The 22,534-nt window shown below is 71.3% G+C and carries 22 protein-coding genes; 7 read left to right on the forward strand and 15 right to left on the reverse strand.

Annotated elements, in window-relative coordinates; genetic code table 11:
• The first annotated feature begins 108 nt into the window (after positions 1-108).
• Positions 109-453, forward strand: a complete 345-nt coding sequence (locus tag ACFYPR_RS20495) for a hypothetical protein (protein ID WP_354862326.1) — start codon at positions 109-111, stop codon at positions 451-453.
• Between the two features lie 75 nt (positions 454-528).
• Here ACFYPR_RS20495 and ACFYPR_RS20500 read toward each other — a convergent pair whose 3' ends face one another.
• The 4 genes from ACFYPR_RS20500 to ACFYPR_RS20515 all read right to left on the reverse strand — a co-directional run bounded on the left by ACFYPR_RS20500 (position 529) and on the right by ACFYPR_RS20515 (position 3,510).
• Entirely contained in the window at positions 529-1,854 is a 1,326-nt protein-coding gene (locus ACFYPR_RS20500) for a glycoside hydrolase family 18 protein (protein ID WP_354862328.1), read from the reverse strand.
• Between the two features lie 120 nt (positions 1,855-1,974).
• The gene (locus tag ACFYPR_RS20505; protein ID WP_354862330.1) at positions 1,975-2,394 is read right to left on the reverse strand and encodes a PPOX class F420-dependent oxidoreductase; all 420 of its coding nucleotides are present in this window, start codon (positions 2,392-2,394) and stop codon (positions 1,975-1,977) included.
• A 101-nt stretch (positions 2,395-2,495) separates the two neighbouring features.
• The gene (locus ACFYPR_RS20510; RefSeq protein WP_354862331.1) at positions 2,496-2,951 is read right to left on the reverse strand and encodes a pyridoxamine 5'-phosphate oxidase family protein; all 456 of its coding nucleotides are present in this window, start codon (positions 2,949-2,951) and stop codon (positions 2,496-2,498) included.
• Positions 2,952-3,099: 148 nt separating this feature from the next.
• Positions 3,100-3,510, reverse strand: coding sequence for a VOC family protein (locus ACFYPR_RS20515; protein WP_354862333.1), 411 nt, complete (start codon positions 3,508-3,510; stop codon positions 3,100-3,102).
• Between the two features lie 120 nt (positions 3,511-3,630).
• On the opposite strand from ACFYPR_RS20515, the gene ACFYPR_RS20520 reads away from it, so the two are divergent.
• From ACFYPR_RS20520 to ACFYPR_RS20530, 3 genes are all read left to right on the forward strand, one after another.
• Entirely contained in the window at positions 3,631-4,524 is an 894-nt protein-coding gene (locus tag ACFYPR_RS20520; protein WP_354862334.1) for an NAD(P)-dependent oxidoreductase, read from the forward strand.
• A 48-nt stretch (positions 4,525-4,572) separates the two neighbouring features.
• Positions 4,573-5,964 carry a hypothetical protein gene (locus ACFYPR_RS20525; RefSeq protein WP_387261609.1) on the forward strand — a complete coding sequence of 464 codons (1,392 nt, stop codon included), beginning with the start codon at positions 4,573-4,575 and terminating at the stop codon, positions 5,962-5,964.
• A 479-nt stretch (positions 5,965-6,443) separates the two neighbouring features.
• The gene (locus tag ACFYPR_RS20530; protein WP_387261612.1) at positions 6,444-7,340 is read left to right on the forward strand and encodes an acetyltransferase; all 897 of its coding nucleotides are present in this window, start codon (positions 6,444-6,446) and stop codon (positions 7,338-7,340) included.
• 84 nt (positions 7,341-7,424) lie between these two features.
• Here ACFYPR_RS20530 and ACFYPR_RS20535 read toward each other — a convergent pair whose 3' ends face one another.
• The 5 genes from ACFYPR_RS20535 to ACFYPR_RS20555 all read right to left on the reverse strand — a co-directional run bounded on the left by ACFYPR_RS20535 (position 7,425) and on the right by ACFYPR_RS20555 (position 12,922).
• The gene (locus tag ACFYPR_RS20535; protein WP_387261614.1) at positions 7,425-8,123 is read right to left on the reverse strand and encodes a DUF305 domain-containing protein; all 699 of its coding nucleotides are present in this window, start codon (positions 8,121-8,123) and stop codon (positions 7,425-7,427) included.
• 71 nt (positions 8,124-8,194) lie between these two features.
• Positions 8,195-9,088 carry a DUF1996 domain-containing protein gene (locus ACFYPR_RS20540; RefSeq protein ID WP_363939784.1) on the reverse strand — a complete coding sequence of 298 codons (894 nt, stop codon included), beginning with the start codon at positions 9,086-9,088 and terminating at the stop codon, positions 8,195-8,197.
• A gap of 235 nt (positions 9,089-9,323) precedes the next feature.
• Positions 9,324-11,207: a Xaa-Pro dipeptidyl-peptidase gene (locus ACFYPR_RS20545; protein WP_387261617.1), complete on the reverse strand. Its 1,884-nt coding sequence runs from the start codon at positions 11,205-11,207 to the stop codon at positions 9,324-9,326.
• A 125-nt stretch (positions 11,208-11,332) separates the two neighbouring features.
• A complete protein-coding gene (locus tag ACFYPR_RS20550) occupies positions 11,333-11,818 on the reverse strand; it encodes a DUF2231 domain-containing protein (protein ID WP_387261620.1) in 486 nt (161 codons plus the stop codon).
• An 87-nt stretch (positions 11,819-11,905) separates the two neighbouring features.
• A complete protein-coding gene (locus ACFYPR_RS20555; protein WP_387261622.1) occupies positions 11,906-12,922 on the reverse strand; it encodes an SEC-C metal-binding domain-containing protein in 1,017 nt (338 codons plus the stop codon).
• A 117-nt stretch (positions 12,923-13,039) separates the two neighbouring features.
• Between ACFYPR_RS20555 and ACFYPR_RS20560 the strand changes: the two genes are divergently transcribed.
• Positions 13,040-15,109 (forward strand): phosphocholine-specific phospholipase C, encoded by a 2,070-nt coding sequence (locus ACFYPR_RS20560; protein WP_387261625.1) that lies wholly within the window; start codon positions 13,040-13,042, stop codon positions 15,107-15,109.
• A gap of 187 nt (positions 15,110-15,296) precedes the next feature.
• On the opposite strand, the gene ACFYPR_RS20565 is transcribed toward ACFYPR_RS20560, so the two are convergent.
• From ACFYPR_RS20565 to ACFYPR_RS20590, 6 genes are all read right to left on the reverse strand, one after another.
• Positions 15,297-15,788: a DUF2231 domain-containing protein gene (locus ACFYPR_RS20565; protein ID WP_387261627.1), complete on the reverse strand. Its 492-nt coding sequence runs from the start codon at positions 15,786-15,788 to the stop codon at positions 15,297-15,299.
• A gap of 107 nt (positions 15,789-15,895) precedes the next feature.
• Positions 15,896-17,086 carry a HAMP domain-containing sensor histidine kinase gene (locus ACFYPR_RS20570; protein WP_354856917.1) on the reverse strand — a complete coding sequence of 397 codons (1,191 nt, stop codon included), beginning with the start codon at positions 17,084-17,086 and terminating at the stop codon, positions 15,896-15,898.
• A gap of 4 nt (positions 17,087-17,090) precedes the next feature.
• Positions 17,091-17,759 carry a response regulator transcription factor gene (locus ACFYPR_RS20575; RefSeq protein WP_355138632.1) on the reverse strand — a complete coding sequence of 223 codons (669 nt, stop codon included), beginning with the start codon at positions 17,757-17,759 and terminating at the stop codon, positions 17,091-17,093.
• Positions 17,760-17,800: 41 nt separating this feature from the next.
• On the reverse strand, positions 17,801-18,637 hold the full coding sequence (locus tag ACFYPR_RS20580) for an aldo/keto reductase (RefSeq protein WP_387261631.1): 837 nt from the start codon (positions 18,635-18,637) through the stop codon (positions 17,801-17,803).
• Positions 18,634-20,457: a glycoside hydrolase family 15 protein gene (locus ACFYPR_RS20585; RefSeq protein ID WP_387261634.1), complete on the reverse strand. Its 1,824-nt coding sequence runs from the start codon at positions 20,455-20,457 to the stop codon at positions 18,634-18,636. Before ACFYPR_RS20585 ends, ACFYPR_RS20580 begins: the two co-directional genes overlap by 4 nt.
• Before the next feature lie 63 nt (positions 20,458-20,520).
• Positions 20,521-20,997 (reverse strand): hypothetical protein, encoded by a 477-nt coding sequence (locus ACFYPR_RS20590; RefSeq protein ID WP_354856911.1) that lies wholly within the window; start codon positions 20,995-20,997, stop codon positions 20,521-20,523.
• A gap of 268 nt (positions 20,998-21,265) precedes the next feature.
• Between ACFYPR_RS20590 and ACFYPR_RS20595 the strand changes: the two genes are divergently transcribed.
• Both ACFYPR_RS20595 and ACFYPR_RS20600 read left to right on the forward strand, forming a co-directional pair.
• Positions 21,266-21,778, forward strand: a complete 513-nt coding sequence (locus ACFYPR_RS20595) for a sigma-70 family RNA polymerase sigma factor (protein ID WP_363940566.1) — start codon at positions 21,266-21,268, stop codon at positions 21,776-21,778.
• Positions 21,765-22,532 carry a hypothetical protein gene (locus tag ACFYPR_RS20600; RefSeq protein WP_387261638.1) on the forward strand — a complete coding sequence of 256 codons (768 nt, stop codon included), beginning with the start codon at positions 21,765-21,767 and terminating at the stop codon, positions 22,530-22,532. The genes ACFYPR_RS20595 and ACFYPR_RS20600 overlap by 14 nt, the downstream gene beginning before the upstream one ends.
• Positions 22,533-22,534 lie beyond the last annotated feature (2 nt).

Genomic DNA, 22,534 nt, shown 5'->3' on the forward strand with positions numbered 1-22,534 from the left:
GACACGGCGGTCAAGGGCTGATCGACATCGGTGAGTGCGCGGGATGCCGGGGCCGGGTCCGGCTGGCAGGATGGCGGGTGGCCTGTCGTCGTCTGGAAAGGGGAGACCGTGCCGGAGACGATCACGCTCTCGGTCCATCCGGATGTTCCGTCCGCCGATGCGCGGCGCTCTCTGGCGTCCTGGCTGCGCGCCGAGGACCGGCTGCGGGACGGGGTGACCACGACACCGTCCGACGTCCTGGGTGTGGTGGTCGACGACGCCGGCGCCGTCATGGTGCTGGTCCAGGCGATCGCTGGCTGGCTCACTCACCGCCGGGAGGACGTGACGGTCCAGCTCGACCACCCGGGGTGGTCAGCCGAGGTGGACGTGCGCCGTGCGCGGGACATGGCTCAGGTGACCGCTCTCATCGAGGCCGCGGTGCGGTCGGTGACGCCCCAGGAGCAGCGCCCGTGATCACGTGATGCTCAGCAGTTGTCGGTGACCCGATTCAACTGGTGGCCATCACGTGATCACGGGCGTCGGGTACGCCTACCGGGTGGTCAGGCCGAGGCCGATCGTCTTGGTCAGCGTGGCGTTGTCGTCGTCGCCGTCGAGTGACCAGACCATCGCGCCGGCCAGGCCGGCCCGCCGGATGTAGAGCATCTTCTGCAGTACGACGCCCGGGTCGTCGTACGTCCAGAAGGTCGTACCGTCGAAGAGCCAGGCGTGCCCGGCGCGCAGGTCGCGGTGCACGGTGTAGCCGTTGCCGGCCAGGGTCTTGAGCTGCTTGTAGTCCTCGTACCCGGCCTCGAAGGTCGCCGGTGCGGGCCCGGCGGCCGGCTGGAACAGCCCGTTGCCGCCGCCGGTGACGCCGGCCCAGCCGCGACCGTAGTAGGGGATGCCCAGGACCAGCTTGCCGCGCGGCGCCCCACGGTCGAGCCAGCCGTCGATGGCCACCTCGACGGAGAAGTCCGGGTTGTCCGGCGAGCCTGCCGGCACGCGCAGCGCGGACTGCTGGTTGGTCACCGCGTCCCAGCCGCCGTGGAAGTCGTACCCCTGCACGGTGGCGAAGTCCAGGTACTTGAAGATCTTGCGGCCCTCGTAGCCGGCGTCCATCGTGGCCGGGTTGGCCGGCAGGAAGGCGGTCAGCGGGTGGTGCGCGCGGGTCGTGCGGCCGTACGCGTCGAGCTGCCGGCGGAACTCGGCCAGCAGCTTGGTGAAGTTCTCCCGGTCCTGGGGGCGGATGACGTTGCCGGGCTCGCCGTCCCAGTTCGGCCACTCCCAGTCGAGGTCGACGCCGTCGAAGACGCCCGCCGCGGCACCCGGGCTGCCCGGGAGGTTGCCCTTGAGGTACAGGTCGATGCAGGACGCGACAAACGCCTTGCGGGAGGCGTCGGTGCGGGCGGCGTTGGAGAAGTACGTCGACCAGCTCCACCCGCCCAGCGAGATCAGCACCTGGAGACCGGGGTGCTTGGCCTTCAGCTTGGCGAGCTGGCCGAAGTTGCCGTTGAGCGCCTGGCCGGGGGCGTCGGCGACGCCGTCGACGCTCTCCTGCGCGGACACCGGCCGTTGGTAGTCGGCCCAGGCGTCGCCCTCGCCCGGCCCGCCGTCCACATAGCAGCGGCCGTCCTCGCTGACGTTGCCGAAGGCGTAGTTGAGGTGGGTGAGGCGGCTCGCCGCACCGGAGGCGTCGAGCTTCTTGACCGTGAAGGCCCGGCCGTAGATGCCCCACTGGGTGAAGTAGCCGACCCGGTGGTAGCCGGGCTGGCGGTCGGGCCTGGCGCCGGCGCTCGCCGCGGCGGGCGGGGCGGCGGTGAGCAGCAGGGTCGCCAGGGCGACGACGGCGGTGAGGCGGCGGTGACGCAATTGTCGCATCGGCACTCCCACGAGGGATCAAGCAGAATTAGTAAAGACACTTATCTGATTGATGAAGTTAAGCCGATCACGCTCTGCGGTCAAGAGCCGTCCGTCCGCCGCCGTCCCCGCGGCGGACGGTCAGCCGACCTGGCTGTTGTCCTTGAGCGACCCCCAGCCGTGCCAGCGGTCGATCTCGATCAGGGCGCTGACCCGACCACGATCACGCCGGGGATAGGGATTGCCCGTGTAGTGCCGGGACAGCCGGTCGATGTCCGTGAAATCCTCGTCGGCGCGCAACTCGGCGACGTGCCCGATGATGCTGACGTGGGTGTACCAGCCGGCCTCGTCCAGCACCGTGAGGGAGACCCGAGGATCGTTGCGGACGTGCTCCAACCGGCGGCGGCTCTCGTCCATGTTGACCAGGATCCGGCCGTCCTCCCAGAGGTACCAGGTCGCGGCGGACACCGGCTGACCATCACTGCGAAGCGTGGTGATGACGGCCGGGTTCGGCTTCTGCAGCATCTCGACCGCGGCCTCGGGAAGCGGTGGCTTGGACATGAATGCTCCTTTTCGCATGAGCGGTTACCCCTGCACGGTACGCACCCGCCCGGCCCCCGCACGGCAGGACGCGGATCGCGGCGTGCGGGAGGCCGAGGGGCTCAGTCGAGCCAACGGCCGTCGCGCATGAGGAGGCGTCCCCGCAGCTCGTTGGCCTCCCGCCAGGCCAGGATGCGCCGCGGCCGGATCACGAAGTACTGGTAGGGCTCGGCGATTCCGCTCGGGTCGAAGCCGGTCCTGGTGGCGAACGCCGTACGCCTGTCGTGGCCGAGGTCGGCGGTGTCCACCGGCTCGGCGGCACCCTCGACGATGACGACGTCGCGCGTCGTGCCCAGGCTGAGTCGCACCCGGCCATCCCCCACCAGGTTGCGGCCGGTGACCGAGGCGCGCGGCGTCGAGATGAGAAACACGCTGCCGTCCCAGAGGTAGGAGAGCGGGACGAGGTGCACGCCGTCCGGGGAGCCCGACGTGGCGACCCAGAGGTCGACGTCGTTCTCCAGTCTCCTGCGCGTGTCTCTCAGCCGCTCCTCACGCCCCCGCGGTGGCGTGCTCGCCATATCTTCCCCCGTCCACCTCGTGACCTCTGATCGGTTCGGTCGCCCCCGCCGCGACCAACGGCACGTCCGGCGCGTGACGTAGTCGGGCGAGGTCGTCCAGGCGCTGCTCCTCGGCGCGTGCGCGTCCCCAGGCGGCGAGACACATGGCTCAGCGCAGTTCCTGGATGCGGACCATGTTGCCGGCCGGATCGCGGAAGGCGCAGTCGCGGATGCCGTACGGCTGCTCGGTCGGCTCCTGGACGACCTCGGCGTCGCGGGCCTGTACCTTCTCGAAGGTGCCGTCCAGGTCCCGGGTGGCCAGCAGGATCCACCCGTAGGTGCCCTTGGCCATCATCTCGGCGATGGTGCGCCGCTCGTCCTCGGTGATGCCGGGGTCCGCGGCCGGCGGGGCCAGCAGGATGGACGTGCCGGGCTGGTCGACAGGGCCGACGGTGATCCACCGCATGGTCCCCTGACCGACGTCGCTGCGGACCTCGAAGCCGAGGACGTCGCGGTAGAAGGCCACGGAGGCGTCCGGGTCGACGTGCGGAAGAACTGTCGTGTGAATGGTGATGTCCATGCTGGCCATGCTAAGTAGGGCCCTCGGCCGGTACTTCTCGATTCCTGATCGATGCGGCGGGTGGCGGGCGCGGGCGCACCCGCGTGTGGGGTGTCCCGGCCGGCCGGAGAGGATGGGGCCATGACCGATCCCGTACTGCCCGGACGCGTTGTCGTCACCGGCGCCACCGGCAAGCTCGGCCGTGCCGTGGTCGCCCACCTGCGCGGCGTGGGCGTCGACGTGCTGGCGGTGGACCGCGTGGGCGGGCGCGATCCCCGCGACGTCGACGGCGAGTTCCTCCTCGTCGACCTGACCGACTACGGGCAGGTGGTGGAGGCGTTCACCGGAGGCGCCGACGAGCACCCCGGCGGCGTCGAGGCGGTCGTGCACCTGGCCGCGGTCCCGGCGCCCGGGCTGATGCCCAACGCGACGACGTTCGCGAACAACTCCGCCGCGACGTACAACGTCTTCGCCGCCGCCCGGGCGGCCGGCATCAAGCGGGTGGTGTGGGCGTCCAGCGAGACCGTGCTCGGGCTGCCGTTCGACACCCCGCCGCCGTACGCGCCGGTCGACGAGGAGTACGCGCCGCGACCGGAGTCGACGTACTCGCTGAACAAGGCCCTCGAGGAGGAGATGGCGCGGCACTTCTGCCGGTGGGACCCGGAGCTGGTCATGGTGGGTCTGCGGTTCTCCAACGTGATGGACGTCGAGGACTACCTGCCGTTCCCCTCCTTCGACGCCGATCCGCGGTCGCGGCGCTGGAACCTGTGGGGCTACATCGACGCCCGCGACGGCGCCCAGGCGGTCGAGCGGGCGCTCGCGTACGACCGGCCCGGCGCGGACGTGTTCATCATCGCCAACGCCGACACCGTCATGAGCAGGTCGAGCGCCAGCCTGATGGCCGAGGTCTACCCGGGTGTCGAGATCCGCAAGGAGCTCGGCGAGCACGAAACCCTGCTCAGCATCGACAAGGCGCGGCGGGTGCTGGGCTACGAGCCCCGGCATTCGTGGCGCGACCACGTCGACCAGTTGTAGGCCGCCTCGGAGCGAAACCAGGTTGTGCCGTACGCCCAGAATGTATGCGTGACCCTCGATATTGATCACGTGTACGTGCCGGTCAAGTTCGACCTCGGCGGCACGGTGCAGGACGTGGAACCGGCGCTCCCGCTGCTGGCCGCACTGGGCGCCACCTCGGTCGACGTCGTCCAGCACGAGGAGACCCGGGCCTACAACATCTCCTACCTGGCCACCCACCCGCCGGTGCTGCAGATCTCCCTCGGCACGTCGGCGGTGCGCATCGGCCGTACGACGTGGGCGACCAGCACCCAGATCGTGATCTACCCGGCGCTCGGCGTGATCTCGGTGGATCTGCGGTTCGCCGCGCCGGAGCCGGCGGTCAGCACCGAGGACATCTGCCGGTTCTACGACGACCTCGTGCGCGAGAACACCCTCGACTACTTCCGGCACCTGCGCGACCTGGACACCTTCCCGCCGAACCTGGCCGGGCACCTCAGCATGATCGAGGCCGAGCCCCGGGAGCACGGTGGGCTGACGGTGTCCGCCCACGTCCAGGCGGTCCGCGCCATCCTGCGCGAGTCGGCCGGCTTCGAGCCCCGGGAACGCCGCTACCCGTTCCAGAACATGCGCCAGTTCTTCGTCCTGCGCGGTTCCGAGCGGGCCGAGAACGAACCGCTCGTGGAGTCGCTGCTGCGGCTCTCCGCCCTGCCGGTGACCCCGGGCACGGCTGCCGACGACGGGCCGCTGCGCCTGCCCGGCCTGCTGGTCCGCACCACCGGCTGGTCCACCGTGGCGGTCCTGCACGACGGGGTGGAGGGCGCGTCGGCGGCGGCCCGCATGGTCCAGGACATGTACGGCCAGATCCACGCCCAGTGGTTCTTCTGCCAACTGTGGGTGGGGGTGGACCCGAACGACCGCGACGAACTCGTCGGGCCGGGTCACTCGCTCGGCGCGCGCATCACCCAACTGGCGCGGGTGCAGTTGCAACTGAGCCGAGGGCTGGCCGAGGTCGGCAACGTCGACCTCATGTACCGCGATCCCATGCGCATCGCGGTGGCCACGTTCCTCATCGACGGGCTGCGGGTTCCCCGGCATCTCCAGGCCGCCCGGCAGCGTCTCGAACTGCTGCGCAGCAATCTGAGCCAGCTCTTCGGGTTGCAGACGGCGCTGTTCCAGCAGCGCCTCCAGTGGCTGTTCTCGGTCACCGCGGTCGCCGGCGTCGCGGCGCTGCTGCCGGAGATGCTCCAGATCGACAGCATGCGCTGGCGGATCGTGACCATCGCCCTGTTCGGCGCGTTGGCGCTGTTCTGCTGGCTGCTGATCCGGCTGCTCGGCCGTGCGGGCCTCCGCACGGACCGGCGGGCCCGGACGACCCGGACGAGGCGGCGGACCGCCCGACCGAGGCGGTGGAGGCCCTGGGGGCGCGGCGTCGACCGCCCTCCGGGCGATCTGGCATAACCATCGGGCGTACCGACAGACCGGGATAAAGTCCCCTCAGCGGGTACGAGACGGGACCGGCTCGGCGAGGGGGTGCGGCCATGGCCGTGGTGTCCTCTGGTCGCTCGCGCTCGCCGTTGAGCTCGTCGGCGCGGCCTCCCACTGGCCGGTGCCGCGTATCGGCCGTGCGCCGCTCGCCAACCTGGTCACGGTCTCCGAGCGTCCTTCTCCCGCCGGTCGCCGTGACCGCCGTGGCGGCACTGATCCTGGCCGGGATCGCCGTCGCCGACGGGCGGGTCCACCAACGCGGCGCGGAGACCAACCCGACGCTGTGAGCCGGGCCCGAAGAACGTTGTGCGGCTGCTGGCGCTTCGCGTATGTTGGCGGGCACGCCGTCGAGCCGAGAGGAGGTCAGAACAATGTCCGATGTTCTGCGCCCCCTCCGCGTATCGGCGTCCACGCGGATCTGACCCGGGGCGCTCGCTTTCCGGAGGTTCGCCATGACCAGTCTGGTCATCCGCCCGCTCGTCGCGGGCGAGGAAAACCTGTTCGACTCCATGACCGATCCGCTGCCCCAACTGCGGCAGATCGGGTACGCCGACGGCATCACCGGCGGCGGCTACCGGCCCGAGAACACCTGGATCGCCCTGCGCGACGGCCGGGTGGTCGGGCGGGCGGCCTGGCTCCTCCCGCCCGGGGCGGTGGGCGCTCCCTGGCTGGAGCGGTTCGACCTGGCCGCCGAGCCGGAGGTCGGCGCCGCGTTGCTGCACGCTGCCCACGAGGCGCTGGGCGGCCCCGGTCGGTACTACGCGGCTCTGCCCGCGCACTGGCGGCGTCGACCCGAGGTGCTGGCCGTGGTCACCGCGCCGATGGACGCGGCCCGACTCGCCGGCCTGGTCGAGGTGGGTGAGCGGCTGCGGTGCTCGTGGACGAGCACGCCGCTGCCGGCGACCTCCGGCCGGTACACGTTCCGGCCGCCCGTCGACGCTGCTGAGATCAACGCCCTGGTCGCCCGGGTCGCCGTGCCGGACGTGCTGACCGGCGCGGAGATCGCGCGTGCCGTCGGCGGCGTCGACCTGGCCACCGATCCGCTGGCCTGGCTGGGGGAGTCGACCGACCAGTGGCGCGTCGGGGTGCAGGCCGGGCAGCCGGTGGGTCTGGTCGGCACGGCCGGCGACGCCTGCTACCCACTGCTGGCGTACCTCGGCCTGCTCGACGACGCGGCGCGCGGTGAGCTGCTGGCCGAGGCGGTCCGGGTGCTCGCCGCCGGAGGCGCCCGGGAGGTGATCGCCGACGTGGACGCCCACCGCGTCGCGGTGCTCGCGGAGTTGGAGCGCACCGGGTTCCGGCAGCTCCGCGCGCGCGTGCTGTTCGCGCCGCCGGCCGAGAAGGCGTAGCCACTCGGGGGTGCGCCCCGCGTCACCCGGGGCGCACCCCGCACCGGCGGCACCGTCGGGGCGGACCGGACCGAGACCGTGCCCTCACCGCACGCCCGCCGATCCACCGGTGATCAAGAGGTTCGCGTCACGACACGCCGGTGGAATGACGCGAACCTCTTGATCACCTAGGCGGGGCGGGGCGGGGGAGGAGGAGGCGGGGGTGAGGGTGTTCAGGTTTGTTTGGTGGGTGGTGTTGGACTGGATCACTGTGGTGGCCAGTGTGGTGGTGGCCGGGTGGACGCCGCCCTTCTGCTCGGCGGTGGCGACCCGGACCGTCTGCGTGAGGTACGCGCGCAGGTGCGCGGCCAGCAGGCGGTGGAACGTCTTCCCGGTGGCCGACCGCAGCGCGGCCAGCTCGTCGGCGGTGACCATGCCCGGCATGTCGTGGCCCTCGTGCGGGTTGGTCGTCGGCGCTCCCGCCTCGACGAGCAGTTGCCGGGACCGGGTCAGGTCGGCACGGTTGCTGGCCCGCACCTCGGCGGCCAGGCGTCGCCAGGCGGGGTCGGTGGTCCGGGTTGGCACCAGGTCCAGCACCGGGAGCAGCCGGTCCGTCAACGCCGCCGTCAGTTGCAGCCAGGCGATGTCGGTGGGGCTGAAGGAGCCTGCCGATCCGACGTTCGACGGTGTGGACGCGGCCGGCGCGACAGTGGGTGGCCCGGCGCTGTGCGCGGTGCCGGGAGACCCGCCGGCGCAGCCGGCGACGAGCACCGCCGCCGTGAGCAGAGCGGCGCGAGCCCGCATGCGGCCTCCTTTCGCCCGCGGCGGGCGGGCCCGGCGTGACCGGACCCGCCCCTCCGTACGACGGTGTCGGCTCAGATCGGCCGGCCGTCGTGCCCGCACTTGATGACCGGCCGGATGCAGTCCTGGACCCGGCGGGCCATCTCCGCGGTCGGCCAGGCGTTGAAGAAGTCGCCGTGCATGGTGTAGCCCGGCCCGGAGGCCAGCCGGAAGTGCGACGGGTCGCCGTTGACCGGGTACCGCAGCACCTGCCGCAACTTCGGCACGTGCACCGGGTGGGTGCTCGGGCAGGCCTGGTTCACCGGGTACGCCAGGTGGCTCTTGTGGTCCGGGGAGTCCAGGTCCCGACCGTTCCAGCACTGCGGGAAGTCCAGGTACGACTCCAGCATCGTGCCGGCCGGGCAGTTGACGAAGTCCTTCGACGGCGGCACCTGCCCGGCGTGCAGGCAGGACCAGCGGGCGATGCTGTCGTTCGGCCCGGTGGCCTTCGCGTTGCCCGCGACGAGTCGCAGGCCCTGCGGGATCGGTTGGGTGTTGGCGACGACGTCGGCGCGGACCCCTTCACCGAGGTAGTAGAACGTGGCGATGGCCGGCTCTACCGCCACGTTGTCCCGGTAGAGGGTCGGCACCCAGTACGACGAGACGTCCACCGCCGGGTTGCAGGTGCTGGTGGACTTGACCAGGTCGGGAAGCGTGGTGTTGCCGTTCGTCACCGTGCTGCCGAAGAAGCTGTGCATGTGTGAGGCCCCGGGCAGCCCGGGAAAGACGATCGGGTCGTCGGGCAGCCGGTGGCTGTACGCGCAGTCGGCGGGGAACTCGGCGACCCGGATGACGTTGGCGACCGGGGCGGCGTCGGCCCGGTCGGTGGTCCAGGCCAGGTACGTGCCGAGGAGCGTCAGCAGGGCGCCGATCGCCGTGGCGAGGCGTAGCCGGCGGGGGACGTGGGAGAGGGGTGCGGCCCTGTCCATCTCGTGACTCCTGTCGGGGACGGGTCAGGGACAGCTCCGACGCCGCCGCCGAAAGACGTCGGAGAGTGTCCTGGCCGAAAGGGGGTGGTGGCCCGTGAACCGGGGCGAGAGAGCGCTCTCACCACATCAGACTGTTCCCCACGTCGACGGTTGTCAATACGTGCGCAGTTGGTGGAAAACGCGGCGGGAGGGGCAGCCTGACACCTCGGACTGCCCCTCCCGTGGAACGAGGACGTCAGAAACCGAGGACGGCCCGCCCGCCGACCACGGGCAGCCGCACCTCACTGTCGTTCGGCGCGACCCGCAACTCGGTGCCGCCCAACGGCAGCAGCGTGTACTCCTGGTCGCTGGAGAAGACGACCACCCCGATCCGGTGGCCCGCCGGGAAGATGTAGTCCTTCGGCTCCATGGTCCAGCGGTAGTCGTACAGCTTGCCCTGCTTGACCGGCTCGGTGCGCGCGGCGCTCTTGCGGTTCTGCGGGTCCATCCAGCCGCGGGTCACCACGGTCGGCGCGGCGGTCGACCCGGCCGGGCCGTAGTCCACCAGGTACGCGGTGAGGTTCGCGTCCGGCTTGTTGTCGATCGCCATCCGCAGCCGCATCTCCGGGCGCCCCGAGATGCGCACGTTCTGCGTCAGCGCGGGGGAGCGGTACGCGAGCCGGTTGGCGCTGGCCGTGTCCGGATCGGCCACCAGGGTGTCCGGGTGGATGGTCCGTCCCTCGTCGACGAAGCTCTGCTCGACCTTGGCCTTCGGCGGCTTGCCCGTGGTCAGAGCGCCCGGCGCGGTGGCGTCGGTCGCCGCGAACCGCAACCCGACCTCACGCGCGGCGGGGTCGGGCCAGTTGGCGTACGTGGTGTAGGCCCGGTCCTCGCGCTGGAGCACCGCGGTCGGCTCGTCCATGATGCCGTTGCGCACGTTCCACAGCCAGAAGTCGAACCAGCGGTTCTCGGTCTGCTTGTAGGTCCAGGTGTGGCCGTCCGGCAGGGTCACCGAGGCGCTGCTACCCGGACCGCCGTGCCCACCCTGGTGCAGCCAGATCTTGCGCGGCACGTCGCGCTTCGCGAGCTCGTCCCACCAGCCGGCGAAGTGCTCGGTCTTCACGTTCCAGTCGTTGAGGCCGTGCACGACGAAGACGCTGGCCCTGACGTCGCGGGCGTCCAGGTAGTCGCGGTCCTGCCAGAACTTGGAGTAGTCACCGGTGACCCGGTCCTGCTCGGCGGTGATCGTCGCGAGCTCGTCGGCGCAGGGCCCCTCGGCGCGCGCCTGCCCGGCGGTGTACTGGGCCAGGATGTCGAGGTCCTCGCCCTGGAACGTGCCGGGCGCGACCACCAGACCGTTGGCCCGGTAGTAGTCGTACCAGCTGCTGATCGCCGAGACCGGCACGATGGTCTTCAGGCCCTTGACCCCGGTGGTGGCCACCTGGTTGGGCAGCGTCCCGTTGTAGGAGACGCCGGTCATGCCGACCGCGCCGGTGGTCCACCCGGCGGTGACCGGTGCGCCGTTCACGTCGTACGCCTTGGCCCGCCCGTTGAGCCAGTCGATGACGGCCTTGGTGCCGAGCGTCTCGGCCTGGTCGCCGCTGGTCGGGCAGCCGTCCGAGTCGCCGGTGCCGACACTCTGGCCGAGCACCACCGCGTACCCACGCGGCACGTAGTAGTCGTCCAGCGAACCGGGCAGGTTGGCCTTCGCCTGCGCCCGCTGGGCTTCCACCTCGAGCACCCGCCGCCCCGAGCGGTCGGTCACGCCGTTCTGCGGCAGGTCGTCGACCAGCACGCTCGGGTACGGCACGTCACCCCAGGTGCCCTTGCGGTACGGGCTGTGCTCGAAGATGACCGGCACCTTGAAGCCCTGGGTGGCGGTCTCCCGGGGGCGGGAAATGTCGATCGCCACCCGGTCGGCACGGCCGTCGTGGTCGGTGTCCACCGGGGTCTGGACGAACACCCGCTCCTCAATGGCGTCCGCGAGCGAGAACACCGGTTGGGTCATGCCGTCGGCCACCACGATGCCGGTGGGCGCGGAAGGCGTGGGCGGAGCGGCCGCCGCGGTCGGGGCTGTGCTCAGCACCAGGGCGCCGGACACGCCGACGCTGAGCAGTGCGAGATGGCGGGGTCGACGCATGCGCGTCTCCCTTCGGTCGGGCTGGCTGCCGGGTCTCGGCACGGACCAATCACGAAGATCCATTCGTCGCCATGCTAGGTGCGAGTGGGCGTCGCGTCGATCCCCTCGGGCCGCGCCCGCGCTCGTTACTGGCCCTCCCAGACCGCCTTCGCGCCTGAGTCGCCGGTACGGACCACGTAGTACACGGCGATGGCGGCGGCCACCACCGACAGCACCTGCAACACCAGCGTCAGCGCCTTACCGGAGCGCGCGCCCTCGGCGCCGCGCGGCGCGGCGAACCAGATTAGCGCCAGCGCCACGACCCCCAGCCCGATCGCGGCGTAGAGAGTGAGGTCACCGAAATCCTGGTGCGCCTCCAGCTTCGGGACGAACTCGGGAGTGACGCGGTTGGCGGAGCGCAGGCGCGCGAAGAACGCGTCGCCGGTGAGCTTCGCCAACAGGGCGGCGACCGGCGCGCCCACGGCGAGCAGGCCCAGCACCCAGCGTGTGTGCGGCCGGATCGGCGCGACGAGCGCATACGCGACCGTCAGGAGGGCCAGCAGCGGCACGAACACGACCGCGGCGTGCAGCACGAGAGGGTGGGCGGGGATACCCATGAACTCCTCGAACATCGGCGTCTCCTCCGAAAGGGGTGGACGTCGATCGTCCGGGAAGGACGTTATCGGTCGCGCGCGGACGTGTCAGCCCTCGGGCTCGCCTCAACTGCGCGAGCGCGGCAGGCAGTCCTTCTTGTACTTCAGGCCCGAGCCGCACCAGCACGGGTCGTTGCGCTCCGGTGGCCAGGGGACTCGCGAGCTGGGTCGCGCCGACACCTCGACCGCGTAGCCGGCCCGGATCGCCGCGTCGGTCGGGTCGCCGTCGCGTCGACCGGCGAACGCGTCCAGGCCGGCCACTGTCGCTCTGAACACGCCCAGCCCGGTCCGGCCGGCACTCGTCAGCCGTACCAGCTCCTTCTCCAGCCGGGCCCGGTGCGCGTCCCAGTCCGGCCCGTACACGTCGGTCAGCTCGGGGTGCTCGGCGAGCAGACTGTCGAACTCGGCCCGGGGCCAGAGGAGCAGATCAGAATCAGCGCCCTGACGCTCTGCGGCCCGGCGGACGAGCTGGTTCTCCAGGCGGTCGGCCAGATCGTCCTGCCGGTCGTGCGGCAGGTTGAGATTCCGGCGTACGCGGTGGCGCTGTTGCAGCAGGAAGAAGAGCACACCGGGGGCGTCCGGCGGGCCGACCTCCGGGTCGGCCGCCGCCCCGGCCCGCTCACCCAGCAGGGTGTCGACCGCCTCGCTCAGCCAGGTCTCGGCGATCGCCGAACGGCCGGCCGCGTCCAGCGCCGCGCTGACGTAGGCGGGCGCGTCGGGCTGCGTGAGCAGCAACGGCCGCAGCGCGGTCAGCTCCGCCATCGCCTCGTCGTCCCGACCGCCGGCCTGGAACATCGCCCGGGCCCGCAGCGCGCGCACGACGCCGGCCCGGGGATCGTCGGCGGACGGGTACGCCGCGAGCGCCTCATCCGCGTACCGCAGCGCGGCGTCGGGCCTGGCCCGGACCTGGGCGATCTCGGCGGCCAGGGTCAGCGCGTCCCCGGCGTCGTCCGGATCCTCCAGGCGGCCCTGCCGGGCCGCCTCGGCGACGTCGGCGGCGACACCGAGCGGGTCGGCCGCCCCGAGCGCCGAACGGCGGAGTTCGGCGAGGTCAGCCTTGGTGAGTACGTCTCTCGTCGGCACGACCTCACGGTACGTCGGCGTGCTTCCGCCCGGCCGAATTATGGCCATCTGCCGTCAACCAGACCTCGATAGCGTCCGGTCGCCAGTTTCTCGACCAGATCGCACAAAGGCGGAGTTATGGGCACGGTGGATCGCCGTACGTTCCTCAAGGCAATGGGTGTTCCCGCGATCGGTGCGGCGCTCCCGCTGGATCTCAGCAAGGCGCTCGCCATCCCGGCGAACAACCGGACGGGCTCGATCAACGACGTCGAGCACGTGATCATCCTGATGCAGGAGAACCGGTCCTTCGACCACTACTTCGGCACCATGCGCGGTGTACGCGGCTTCGGCGACCCGCATCCGGCGACACTGCCGTCCGGCAAGGACGTGTGGCACCAGCCCAACGGCACCGACGAGCTGCTGCCCTTCCGCCCCGAGGTGAAGGACCTCGGCCAAACCTTCCTGCCGGACCCGCCGCACGGCTGGAACGACGGGCACGCCGCCTGGAACGACGGCCGGTTCGACGGGTGGGTGCCCAACAAGGGCGTCACGGCGATGACGTACCACACCCGCCAGGACCTGCCCTACCACTACGCGCTCGCCGACGCCTTCACCGTCTGCGACAGCTACCACTGTTCGCTGATGGGCCCGACCGACCCGAACCGCTATCACATGTGGAGCGGCTGGGTCGGCAACGACGGCAAGGGCGGCGGCCCGGTCATCACCAACGCGGAGGCCGGCTACGACTGGTCGACGTACCCGGAGCGGCTGGAGCGCAACGGCATCTCCTGGAAGATCTACCAGGACGTCGGCACCGGCCTCAACGCCGCCGGCTCCTGGGGCTGGACGAACGACCCGTACATCGGCAACTACGGCGACAACTCGCTGCTCTACTTCCACCAGTACCAGAACGCGCAGCCCGGAACGCCCCTCGCGGACAAGGCCAAGACCGGCACGGAGATCCGCACCCAGGGCCGCGACCCCGAGGCGCTGCTCGCCGACTTCCGGGCCGACGTCGAGGCGGGACGCCTGCCGCAGGTCTCCTGGATCACCGCGCCCGAGGCGTACACCGAGCACCCGAACTGGGAACCGGCGTACGGCTCCTGGTACATCTCCCAGGTCATCGACATCCTCGCGTCGAACCCCGAGGTGTGGAGCAGGATGGCGCTCTTCATCACGTACGACGAGGAGGGTGGCTTCTTCGACCACGTGGTCCCGCCGACGCCTCCGCAGACGCGCGAGCACGGGCAGTCGACCGTGCCGACCACCAACGAGATCTTCCCCGGCGACGCCGACCACCCGGCGGGCCCGTACGGTCTCGGCATCCGCGTACCGATGATCATCGTGTCGCCGTGGACCCGCGGCGGCTACGTCAACTCCCAGGTCTTCGACCACACCTCGCTGATCAAGTTCCTGGAGACGCGGTTCGGGCACGGCCGGCCGGACCTGGTCGAGAAGAACATCACCCCGTGGCGTCGGGCCGTCGTCGGTGACCTGACCACGGCCTTCGACTTCCGGCACCCGAACCGGTCGCGGGAGGTCACGCTGCCGGACACGGACGACTTCAAGCCCGACGACCTCGTCCGGCACCCCGACGAGGTGCCGGTTCCCCCGGCCGAGGGGCGGTTGCCGAAGCAGGAGCGCGGCGTACGCCCGGCACGGGCGATCCCGTACACCCTGCACGCCGACGGCCGCGTCGCCGACGGCGCGTTCCGGATCGACTTCCGCAACACCGGCGGCGCCGGCGCGGTCTTCCAGGTCCGCCTGGCCGGCAGCACGGCGGTGCCGCGCAGCTACACCGTCGAGCCGGGCAAGCGCCTCACTGACACCTGGGCGATCGAGTCCTCCTACGACCTGTCGGTGCACGGGCCGAACGGCTTCTACCGCCGGTTCGCGGGCGGCCGGTCGCAGCTCGACGTCACCGCCTCGTACGACGAGCACGACCACAAGGTCGTCCTCACGCTGGGCAACCGGGGCGCGAAGCGGGTCGAGGTGACCGTCCGCGACGGGTACCACTCCCGTCCGGTGACGCTGGCGCTGCGGCCCGGCCAGGCGGAGCGGGCGACGTGGGAGCTCACCCGCACCCATGGCTGGTACGACCTGACTCTCACCGTCGCGGGTGACGCCGGCTTCGTGTACCGCTACGCCGGTCACGTCGAGAACGGCAAGGACAGCATCAGCGACCCGGCCCTCGGCGGGCTGGTCTGATCGACGCCGCGGCACCCGGACCGCTGCTGGTCCGGGTGCCGCGGCAGGACGGATCCTCCGTTGAGCGGTATGACTCACCGGAATACTTATGACTCTGAGTCATACCGCTTGTCGCCACGTCCGTCCCCCGCACCCGGCACGCCCCGTGACACCCCGTGCCCGGGGTGGCCGAGCCCTCGGGCGGCGTTCAGTCGTCGGCGCCGTGCCCGACGGAGGCGGCCGGGGCGCTGCCCCAGACGGCCTTGGCCCCGGAGTCACCTACCCGGTAGACCTGCACCAGGTTCGCTACCGCCACGACCACGGCCAGCACCGCGACCACCACCGCGAGCGCCCTCGGCGTTCGGCGGAAGTCGCTCGACCGGGTGTCGCGGCGGTGTAGCCAGACCAGCGCGACGGCGGCGACCAGCAGGGGCAGGGCGAACCAGATCAGTGTGTCACCGAGTTCGGCGTGCTCGCCCGGGTCGCCGACCCGGTGCTCCAGGCTCTCCCCGCTGGAGGTGGCGAGCGGGATCGCGGCCGTCGCCAGCGCGGTGATCAGGACGACGAGCCCGCCGTAGCGGCCCCGCCACGACGGTCGGACGGCCAGCGCGGCGACACCGAGCGCGGCCAGCGGCAGGAGAACCACCACCGCGTGCACGACGAGTGGGTGCAGCGGCAGTCCGTTGACGGTGTCGGGCACGGGGTCTCCTCGGCGCTCGGGATGTCACTGCCCGTCACCATATTGCCGAATTCTTGCGAAATTCTTGCGCCCTCGAATCCGAACCAGCAGCGGCGTCGGTGGGTCCCTCAGGATGCCGGCAGCAGCAGCGTGAAGGTGGCACCCGCACCCGGAGCGCCGGCCACCGTGATCGAACCCCGGTGCGCGTGCGCGACCTGCTGCACGAGCGCCAGGCCCAGCCCGAACCGGCGACCCGCCCCGGCCGTGCCGTGCGCGAAGCGCTCGAAGAGCCGGTCCGCCTCGGCCGGGTCGAGGCCCACACCGTCGTCGCTGACCTCGACGGCCACCTGATCGGCGTGCCGTCGCACGGTCACGGCGACGTTCCCGCCAGCGGCGACGTGCCCGATCGCGTTGTCCACCAGGGCGGTCGTCGCTCGGCGCAGCGCCGTGCGCGCTCCGTGGACCAAGGCCTCGCCGGAGGTCTCCACGCGCAGCTCGACCGTCCGCTCCCGGGCGTACTCCTGCATGCTCGCGACCACCTCGCGGGCCACCTCGCTCAGATCGACGACCGCGGCCGGTGGCGGCTGATGCTCGGCAGCGGCGGACACCAGCAGGTCCTCGACCACGTCGCCGAGCGCCCGGGTGTCCGCCACGAGCTGGTCGAGCTGGTCGGTGAGTCGCGCCGCCGGCTGCGTCTGGGATCGTCGGGCCAGCATCTGTGCACGGGTGTGCAACACGGTGAGCGGGGCGCGCAACTCGTGCGAGGCGTCGGCGACGAAACGGCGTTGCAGAGTCAGCGCGGTGGCCAGGGGCGCGACCGCCCGCCGGGCGAGTAGCGTCGCGGCCACCAGCGCCCCCGTCAGGCCGGCCAGTTCGGCAACCAGCAGCGCGACGCCGAGCTGCCCCTGGCGTTGACGCAGCGGCGCGAGGTCGGCGGCGACGGCCCAGCGGCTGCCGTCCGCTCGGTCGGCGACCAACACCCGTACCGGATGGTCGTCTCCCGCATCCGTGTCGAATCGCCCCGGCTGCCGTCCCAGCGCGTCGCCGAGGACCCGGACCAGCTCCGGCGAGGCGCTTTCAGTCACCTCGACGGCGCCGGATCCGGCCGCCCTGTGGGCCAGGAATTCGCCGGGCGGCGGGTCGTCGGTGTCCTCGGCCATCGCGAGCACCTGAGCCAGCTCGGTGTTCAGCGCCCGCGATTCCTGCCGGCTGGTGAGGACGAACATCAGCGCGCCGACCAGCAGCAGCACCACGCCGATCGCCCCGGCGGTCTGCGCCACACTCCGCCGTCGGGCCTGGACCAGTCGGGCCTCGTCCACGCCGTCAGACCGCGCCGATCCGATAGCCGAGACCGTGCACCGTACGGATCGCCCCCCGGCCCAGTTTGCGACGCAGGTGATGCACGCAGGCGTCGACGCTGCCCGGTGCGTCGGCGTGGTCGAACGCGCTACTCAGCAGCTCGGCACGCGTGAAGACCTTCGTCGGCCGGCCGGCGAGGGCGCGCAGCACGGCGAACTCGCGGGCGGAGAGCGGAATCTCCTCGTCGTCGTCGAGCACTCGCCGGTTTCCGACGTCCAGCCACCGCCGCCGCCCCAGCGGCAGCCGGCCCGCCGCGTCCTGGTGTCGACGGCGCAGTGCCCGCAGTCTGGCCAGCAGTTCAGGGACCTCGAAGGGCTTGACGAGGTAGTCCTCGGCGCCCGCGTCGAGCCCTTCCACCCGGTCATCCAGGGCGCCCCGGGCGGTGAGCAGCAACACCGGGCACGCCACACCCCGCGCCCGCAACCGGGTGACCAACCCCAGCCCGTCCAACACGGGCAGCCCTCGGTCGACCACCAGCACGTCGTAGTCGCGGGCCAGGGCGCGGTGCAGGCCGCTCTGCCCGTCGCCGGCCACCTCGACCTCGTACCCCTCCTCGGTGAGCAGGTCGGTGAGCAGCGCGCTCAGCGCGCCGTCGTCCTCGACCAGCAGCAGGCGCGGGCGGGCAATCTCCACCCGGCCAGTATTCCCCCTGACCACGACCCCGCCCGGGATGCTCAGAACTCCTCGTACACCGCCGGGTCCTGGTCCGCGAGCCGCCCGTCCGGGCGGCCCAGCGCGGTGATGGCCTCGACCTGCGCGTCGGTGAGCTTGATGTCGAAGACGTCCAGGTTCTCGATCTGCCGCTGCGGCGACGCGGCCTTGGGCAGCGGGATCACCTGGCGGGCCACGTGCCAGGCGAGGATGGTCTGCGCCGGGCTGACGCCGTGGGCGTTCGCGATCTCGGTGATGACAGGATGCTGTCGCAGGTCGTTGCCGTGCCCGAGCGGGCTCCAACCCTGCACGAGGATCCCGTGCTCCCGGTGGTAGGCGATCGCCTCCTGCTGCGGGAAGTACGGATGCACCTCGATCTGGTTGACCACCGGGGCGACCCCGGTCTCGGCCACCAGCCGGTCGATGTGCTCCGGCAGGAAGTTGGAGAGACCGATGTGTTTCACCAGCCCGCGCTCCCGTGCCTCGATCAGCGCGCGCCAGGCCTGCACGTACAGGTCGACCTTCGGGTTCGGCCAGTGGATCAGGTACAGGTCGATCCGGTCGAGGCCCGTGCGGAACACACTCTCCTCGATCGTGGTCAGCGCCTCGTCGAAGCGGTGGTGCCGCCCCGGCAGCTTCGAGGTGACGACCAGCTCGTCGCGTACGTCGCCCGCCGCACGAGCGGCCCGACCCACCGCGCCTTCGTTCTCGTAGTTGACCGCGGAGTCGATCAACCGGTAACCCGCCCGGATCGCTCGCCCGATCGCGTCGACACCCGCCGAGCCGTTCAGCTGGTACGTGCCGAGCCCGATCGCGGGCAGCGCGGTGCCGTCGGCGGCCGTCAGGTGCGGAATCGTCATGCTGGGGACCCTACCGGTGCGTCTCGGATGGCGAGTGCGGCCTGGATGAGCGCGGCGTGGGTCAGCGTCTGGGGGTAGTTGCCGAGGTGGGCACCCGTCGCGGGGTTCACCTCCTCGGGGTAGAGGCCCAGTGGGCTGGCGTACTCAACCACGGCCTGGAACAGTTCGACCGCCGCGCGGCGACGCCCGGTGCGGGCAAGCGCCTGAACGAGCCAGAACGAGCAGGGCAGGAACGCGCCCTCGGTGCCGGGGAGGCCGTCACGTCCGGGCGGGTAGCGGTAGAGCAGTGGACCGCCGGCGGAGAGCCGGCCCTGGATGGCGTCGATGGTGCCCCGTACCCGAGGTGACTCGGTCCGATCCATACCGAGCAGCGGCAGCACGAGCAGAGCCGCGTCGAGGTCCTGGGATCCGTAGCTGCGGACGTAGCTGGCCGCCGTCGGGTCGAAGCCGCGCGTCCGGACCTCGGCGGCGATGGCATCTCGGGCTGTCTGCCAGCGTCGACGTTGGCGGTCGGGCAGGGGGTGCGTGTCGGCGATGGCCAGGGCGCGGTCCAGGGCGAGCCAGCCCATGAGCTTGGAATGGACGTGTTGCGCGGGCTCGCGTACCTCCCAGATGCCGGCGTCCGGCTCCTGCCAACAACCGGCGACCACGTCGGCGAAACCGCGCACCGCCCGCCACGTCTCGGGGAAGAGGCGGTGTCCGGCCCGAGCGAACGCCCAGGCAGCGTCGATCACCCAGCCGTAGCCGTCGAGCTGGTGTTGGCCGGCGGCGCCGTTGCCGATCCGCACCGGACGGCTGTCGAGGTAACCGGGCCAACCGGCCAGTTCCCTTTCCGCTGGCACGTGTCGGCCATGCAGAGTGAGCAGCGCCGGCAGGCGCGGTCGTTGCAACCGACTGGCGTGCAACAGCCACGCGAGGAAACCGCGGGCCTCGTCGGTCTTGCCGACGCTGAGGAAGGCGCTGACGCCGATGCTGGCGTCACGGGGCCAGACGTAGCGGTAGTCCCAGTTTCGTACCCCACCGGGATCCTCGGGCAGTGACGTGGTGGGCGCGGCCACCGGCGCTCCCGAGGGCGAGTAGGTCAACAGCCGCAAGGTGAGCAGGCTTCGTGCGACGTGTTCCCGGAAAGGCAGCCGCTCGTCGATCTCCGCGGTCCAGGCCCGCCACCGGGCCTCGTCCTCGATGAGCAGGTCCCAGGCGGCCGTCGGCTCGACGTGGATCACCGGTTCGCGGTGCGCCACGGCCAGCACGAGGGTGACCGGCCGGCCTGGCCGGACCGTGATCGAGGTGGGCCGACCGGGTTCGATTCTGAACCTGGGCGTGCTGTCCAGCGCGACCGCGAGCGGCCCCCACTCACACACGAGGGCCTGGCGTCGGTGGTGGACTCGGGGCCGGCGGCGCTGTGCGCCAAGGCGGGGAGCGAACTCCACCACCGCGTCGAGGGCTGCCTGCTCGGCCGACAGCCGTCGCACGATCAGTGTCGTGGGCAGCAGGCGACCGCTGACCTCGGCCACCATCGCCTCCGTGAGGCGGAGCCGGCCGCTGCCCACCGCCCAGGTGGTCTCCAGGGTGGCGGTGTGCTGCCGGTAACGCCGCTCGACGACCGTGGCCTGGCCGGCCGGGCCGACCCGGAACGTTCCGGCGTCCGGGCCTCCGACCAGTCTGCCGAACAGGGGATCGCCGTCGAAGCGTGGTACGCAGAGCCAGTCCATGCCGCCGTCACTCGCGACCAGGGCGGCGGTACGGGTGTCGCCCAGCAGGCCGTAGTCGCTGATCGGTGCCGAAGGCTGAGGACGCATCGGGTCGGGCCCATCAGTCATGGAGATCGCCCCGTGCCGAGCCGCGTTGGCAGGCGTCAGGCGCGGACGACAGCCCCGCGCGGGTCACCGGGCTTGCAGGAGCAGCCCGAGGAAAGCCCCGTAGACGACGTGGACGACAGCCGTGACCAGGGGAGTCTGGATGCCGTAGTTGACGGCGAACAGACCGGGCGGCTCCAACACCGCCGTGCTGGCCGGCCCCGCTCGCTGCGAGGCCATGCGCGGGTGGACCCCAGGAAGCAGCGGCAGAAGCACCGTCAGCGCGATCCCGACGTGCACAATCCCGAACAGCGCCCCAATCCACCAGGTGGCGCGGTGCAGCAGCGCGAACGCGGCCGCGTAACCGAGCGCGAAACCCTGACCGGCGCAAAGATGGAGGAAGAACCCGACGACACGCGCCCGATCGGGATCCTCGGTGACGAAGGCCCCGAGCACCAGGGGAAGGTCGAGCCGAGTGAGGCCGGCCAGTTGAGCTGTGATCATCGCCGCGGTGAGCGCCGCGGTGGCGACCAAGCCGAACAACGCCCATCCGGCCCAGTCCATCTCAGCAGTCGTCGACGTCGCGGGCGTTCTCGGTCATCGGTCCACCCTCCGGCTGAGCAGCGTGAATCCCACGGCCCCGACCGGACACCCGCCCACCGGGTGCCCGGTTTCTCACCATAAGCCACCGGAGGTGTCGCGCTGACCTGCTCGCCCAGACGTCCGTTGACGAGTTGGCAGCGAGACGGGGCAGTCGGTCAGTGCCTTGCCCCAACCGGGGTGGCCTCTGGTTCGTCCAAGATACTGAGGACAACACCGAGGGGACCCTGTTGTGGCCGGTTGGGAGCGGGTGCTGACGGATCTCGTCAGCACCAGAGGTGCGGCGCTGAAGCGCTACGCCTTCCTGCTGTGCGGCAACGACAGCGACGCCGAGGACCTGGTGCAAGATGCGCTGGTGCGGGTGTTCACCCGGCAACGACGCGACGAGATCGGCAACCCCGAGCAGTACGTTCGCAAGGCTGTACTCAACCTCTATCTCGACCGGGTCCGCCGGCGCGGTGTGTGGCGGCGGGTGCTGCCGTTCGCGCTGACGGCAGATCGGATCGACGACGCCTCAGACGCCGTCGACGCTCGCCACGACCTGCGCGCGGCGCTCTTGGCGCTCACCCCACAACAACGAGCGTGTGTCGTCCTCTACTACCACGTCGATCTACCGATTCCAGAGATCGCCGCGCAACTCGGCTGCGGCGCCGGCACGGTGAAACGCCACCTGTACGACGGGAGACATCGCCTGGCCGGCCTGCTGCACGACGACACCAGGGAGGACGACCGTGCCGTCCGATGATCGTCTTTGGCGGGACAGCCTGGCAGGCCTGGCAGACCGGGCCGCTCCGCCGTCGTTCGCCGCCGATCGCCTGCGCGCACGTGTCCGGCGACGCCGTGGTCTGCTGGCGGCGGGAGCCGGTGCGGCGTCGATCATGGTGGTCTCGCTGGTCGCGGTCGCCGCCGCCGGGATCGTCGGCGGCGGTGATGCAACCACCGGCACGGGCGCCACGCCGGGGCCGGTGACTTCCACCAGGCCTACCGCCACCGGGGAAGAGCATGCGGTGTACGTCTGCGGCGACCGCTACGACCACCCCGGTTCAACTCCGGGAGGCATCCTCAGGGCCGAAGTGTCCTCGCTAACCAAGGTGAATGGCGACTCCGGTCCCGCGATAACGGTGACATTCGCCGCCGCGCGGGCAGTCCATGTGGCCTCCAGTCCGCCATCGCTCCTTCAGGTGCTCTACCTGAAGGACGGCGTGATTGTCGGCGGAGGGCCGATGGTGAACCTGCCGGGGGACACCCGTGGCCAGGGCGTCGACGCGATCCGAGACGGGTTCGATCTCGCTCCCGGCACGCCTCACGAACAGCAGCTCGGTCCGCGAGAAACGTTGTGCCCGTCAGTGACCTGGTCTGAGATCTGGGCCACGCCGGACCGCTACGAGGTCGCGGTGGTGCTCGGCCCGGTCGAAGACCGCGGGAAGGAGCTGATTCTCGATGTTCCGCTCCCGCCCTCGGCCGCCGCGCTGGTGCTGAGAGCGGCACTGCCGGGCTGAAA

The sequence above is a fragment of the Micromonospora sp. NPDC005254 genome (assembly GCF_042872525.1).
Taxonomy (GTDB): domain Bacteria; phylum Actinomycetota; class Actinomycetes; order Mycobacteriales; family Micromonosporaceae; genus Micromonospora.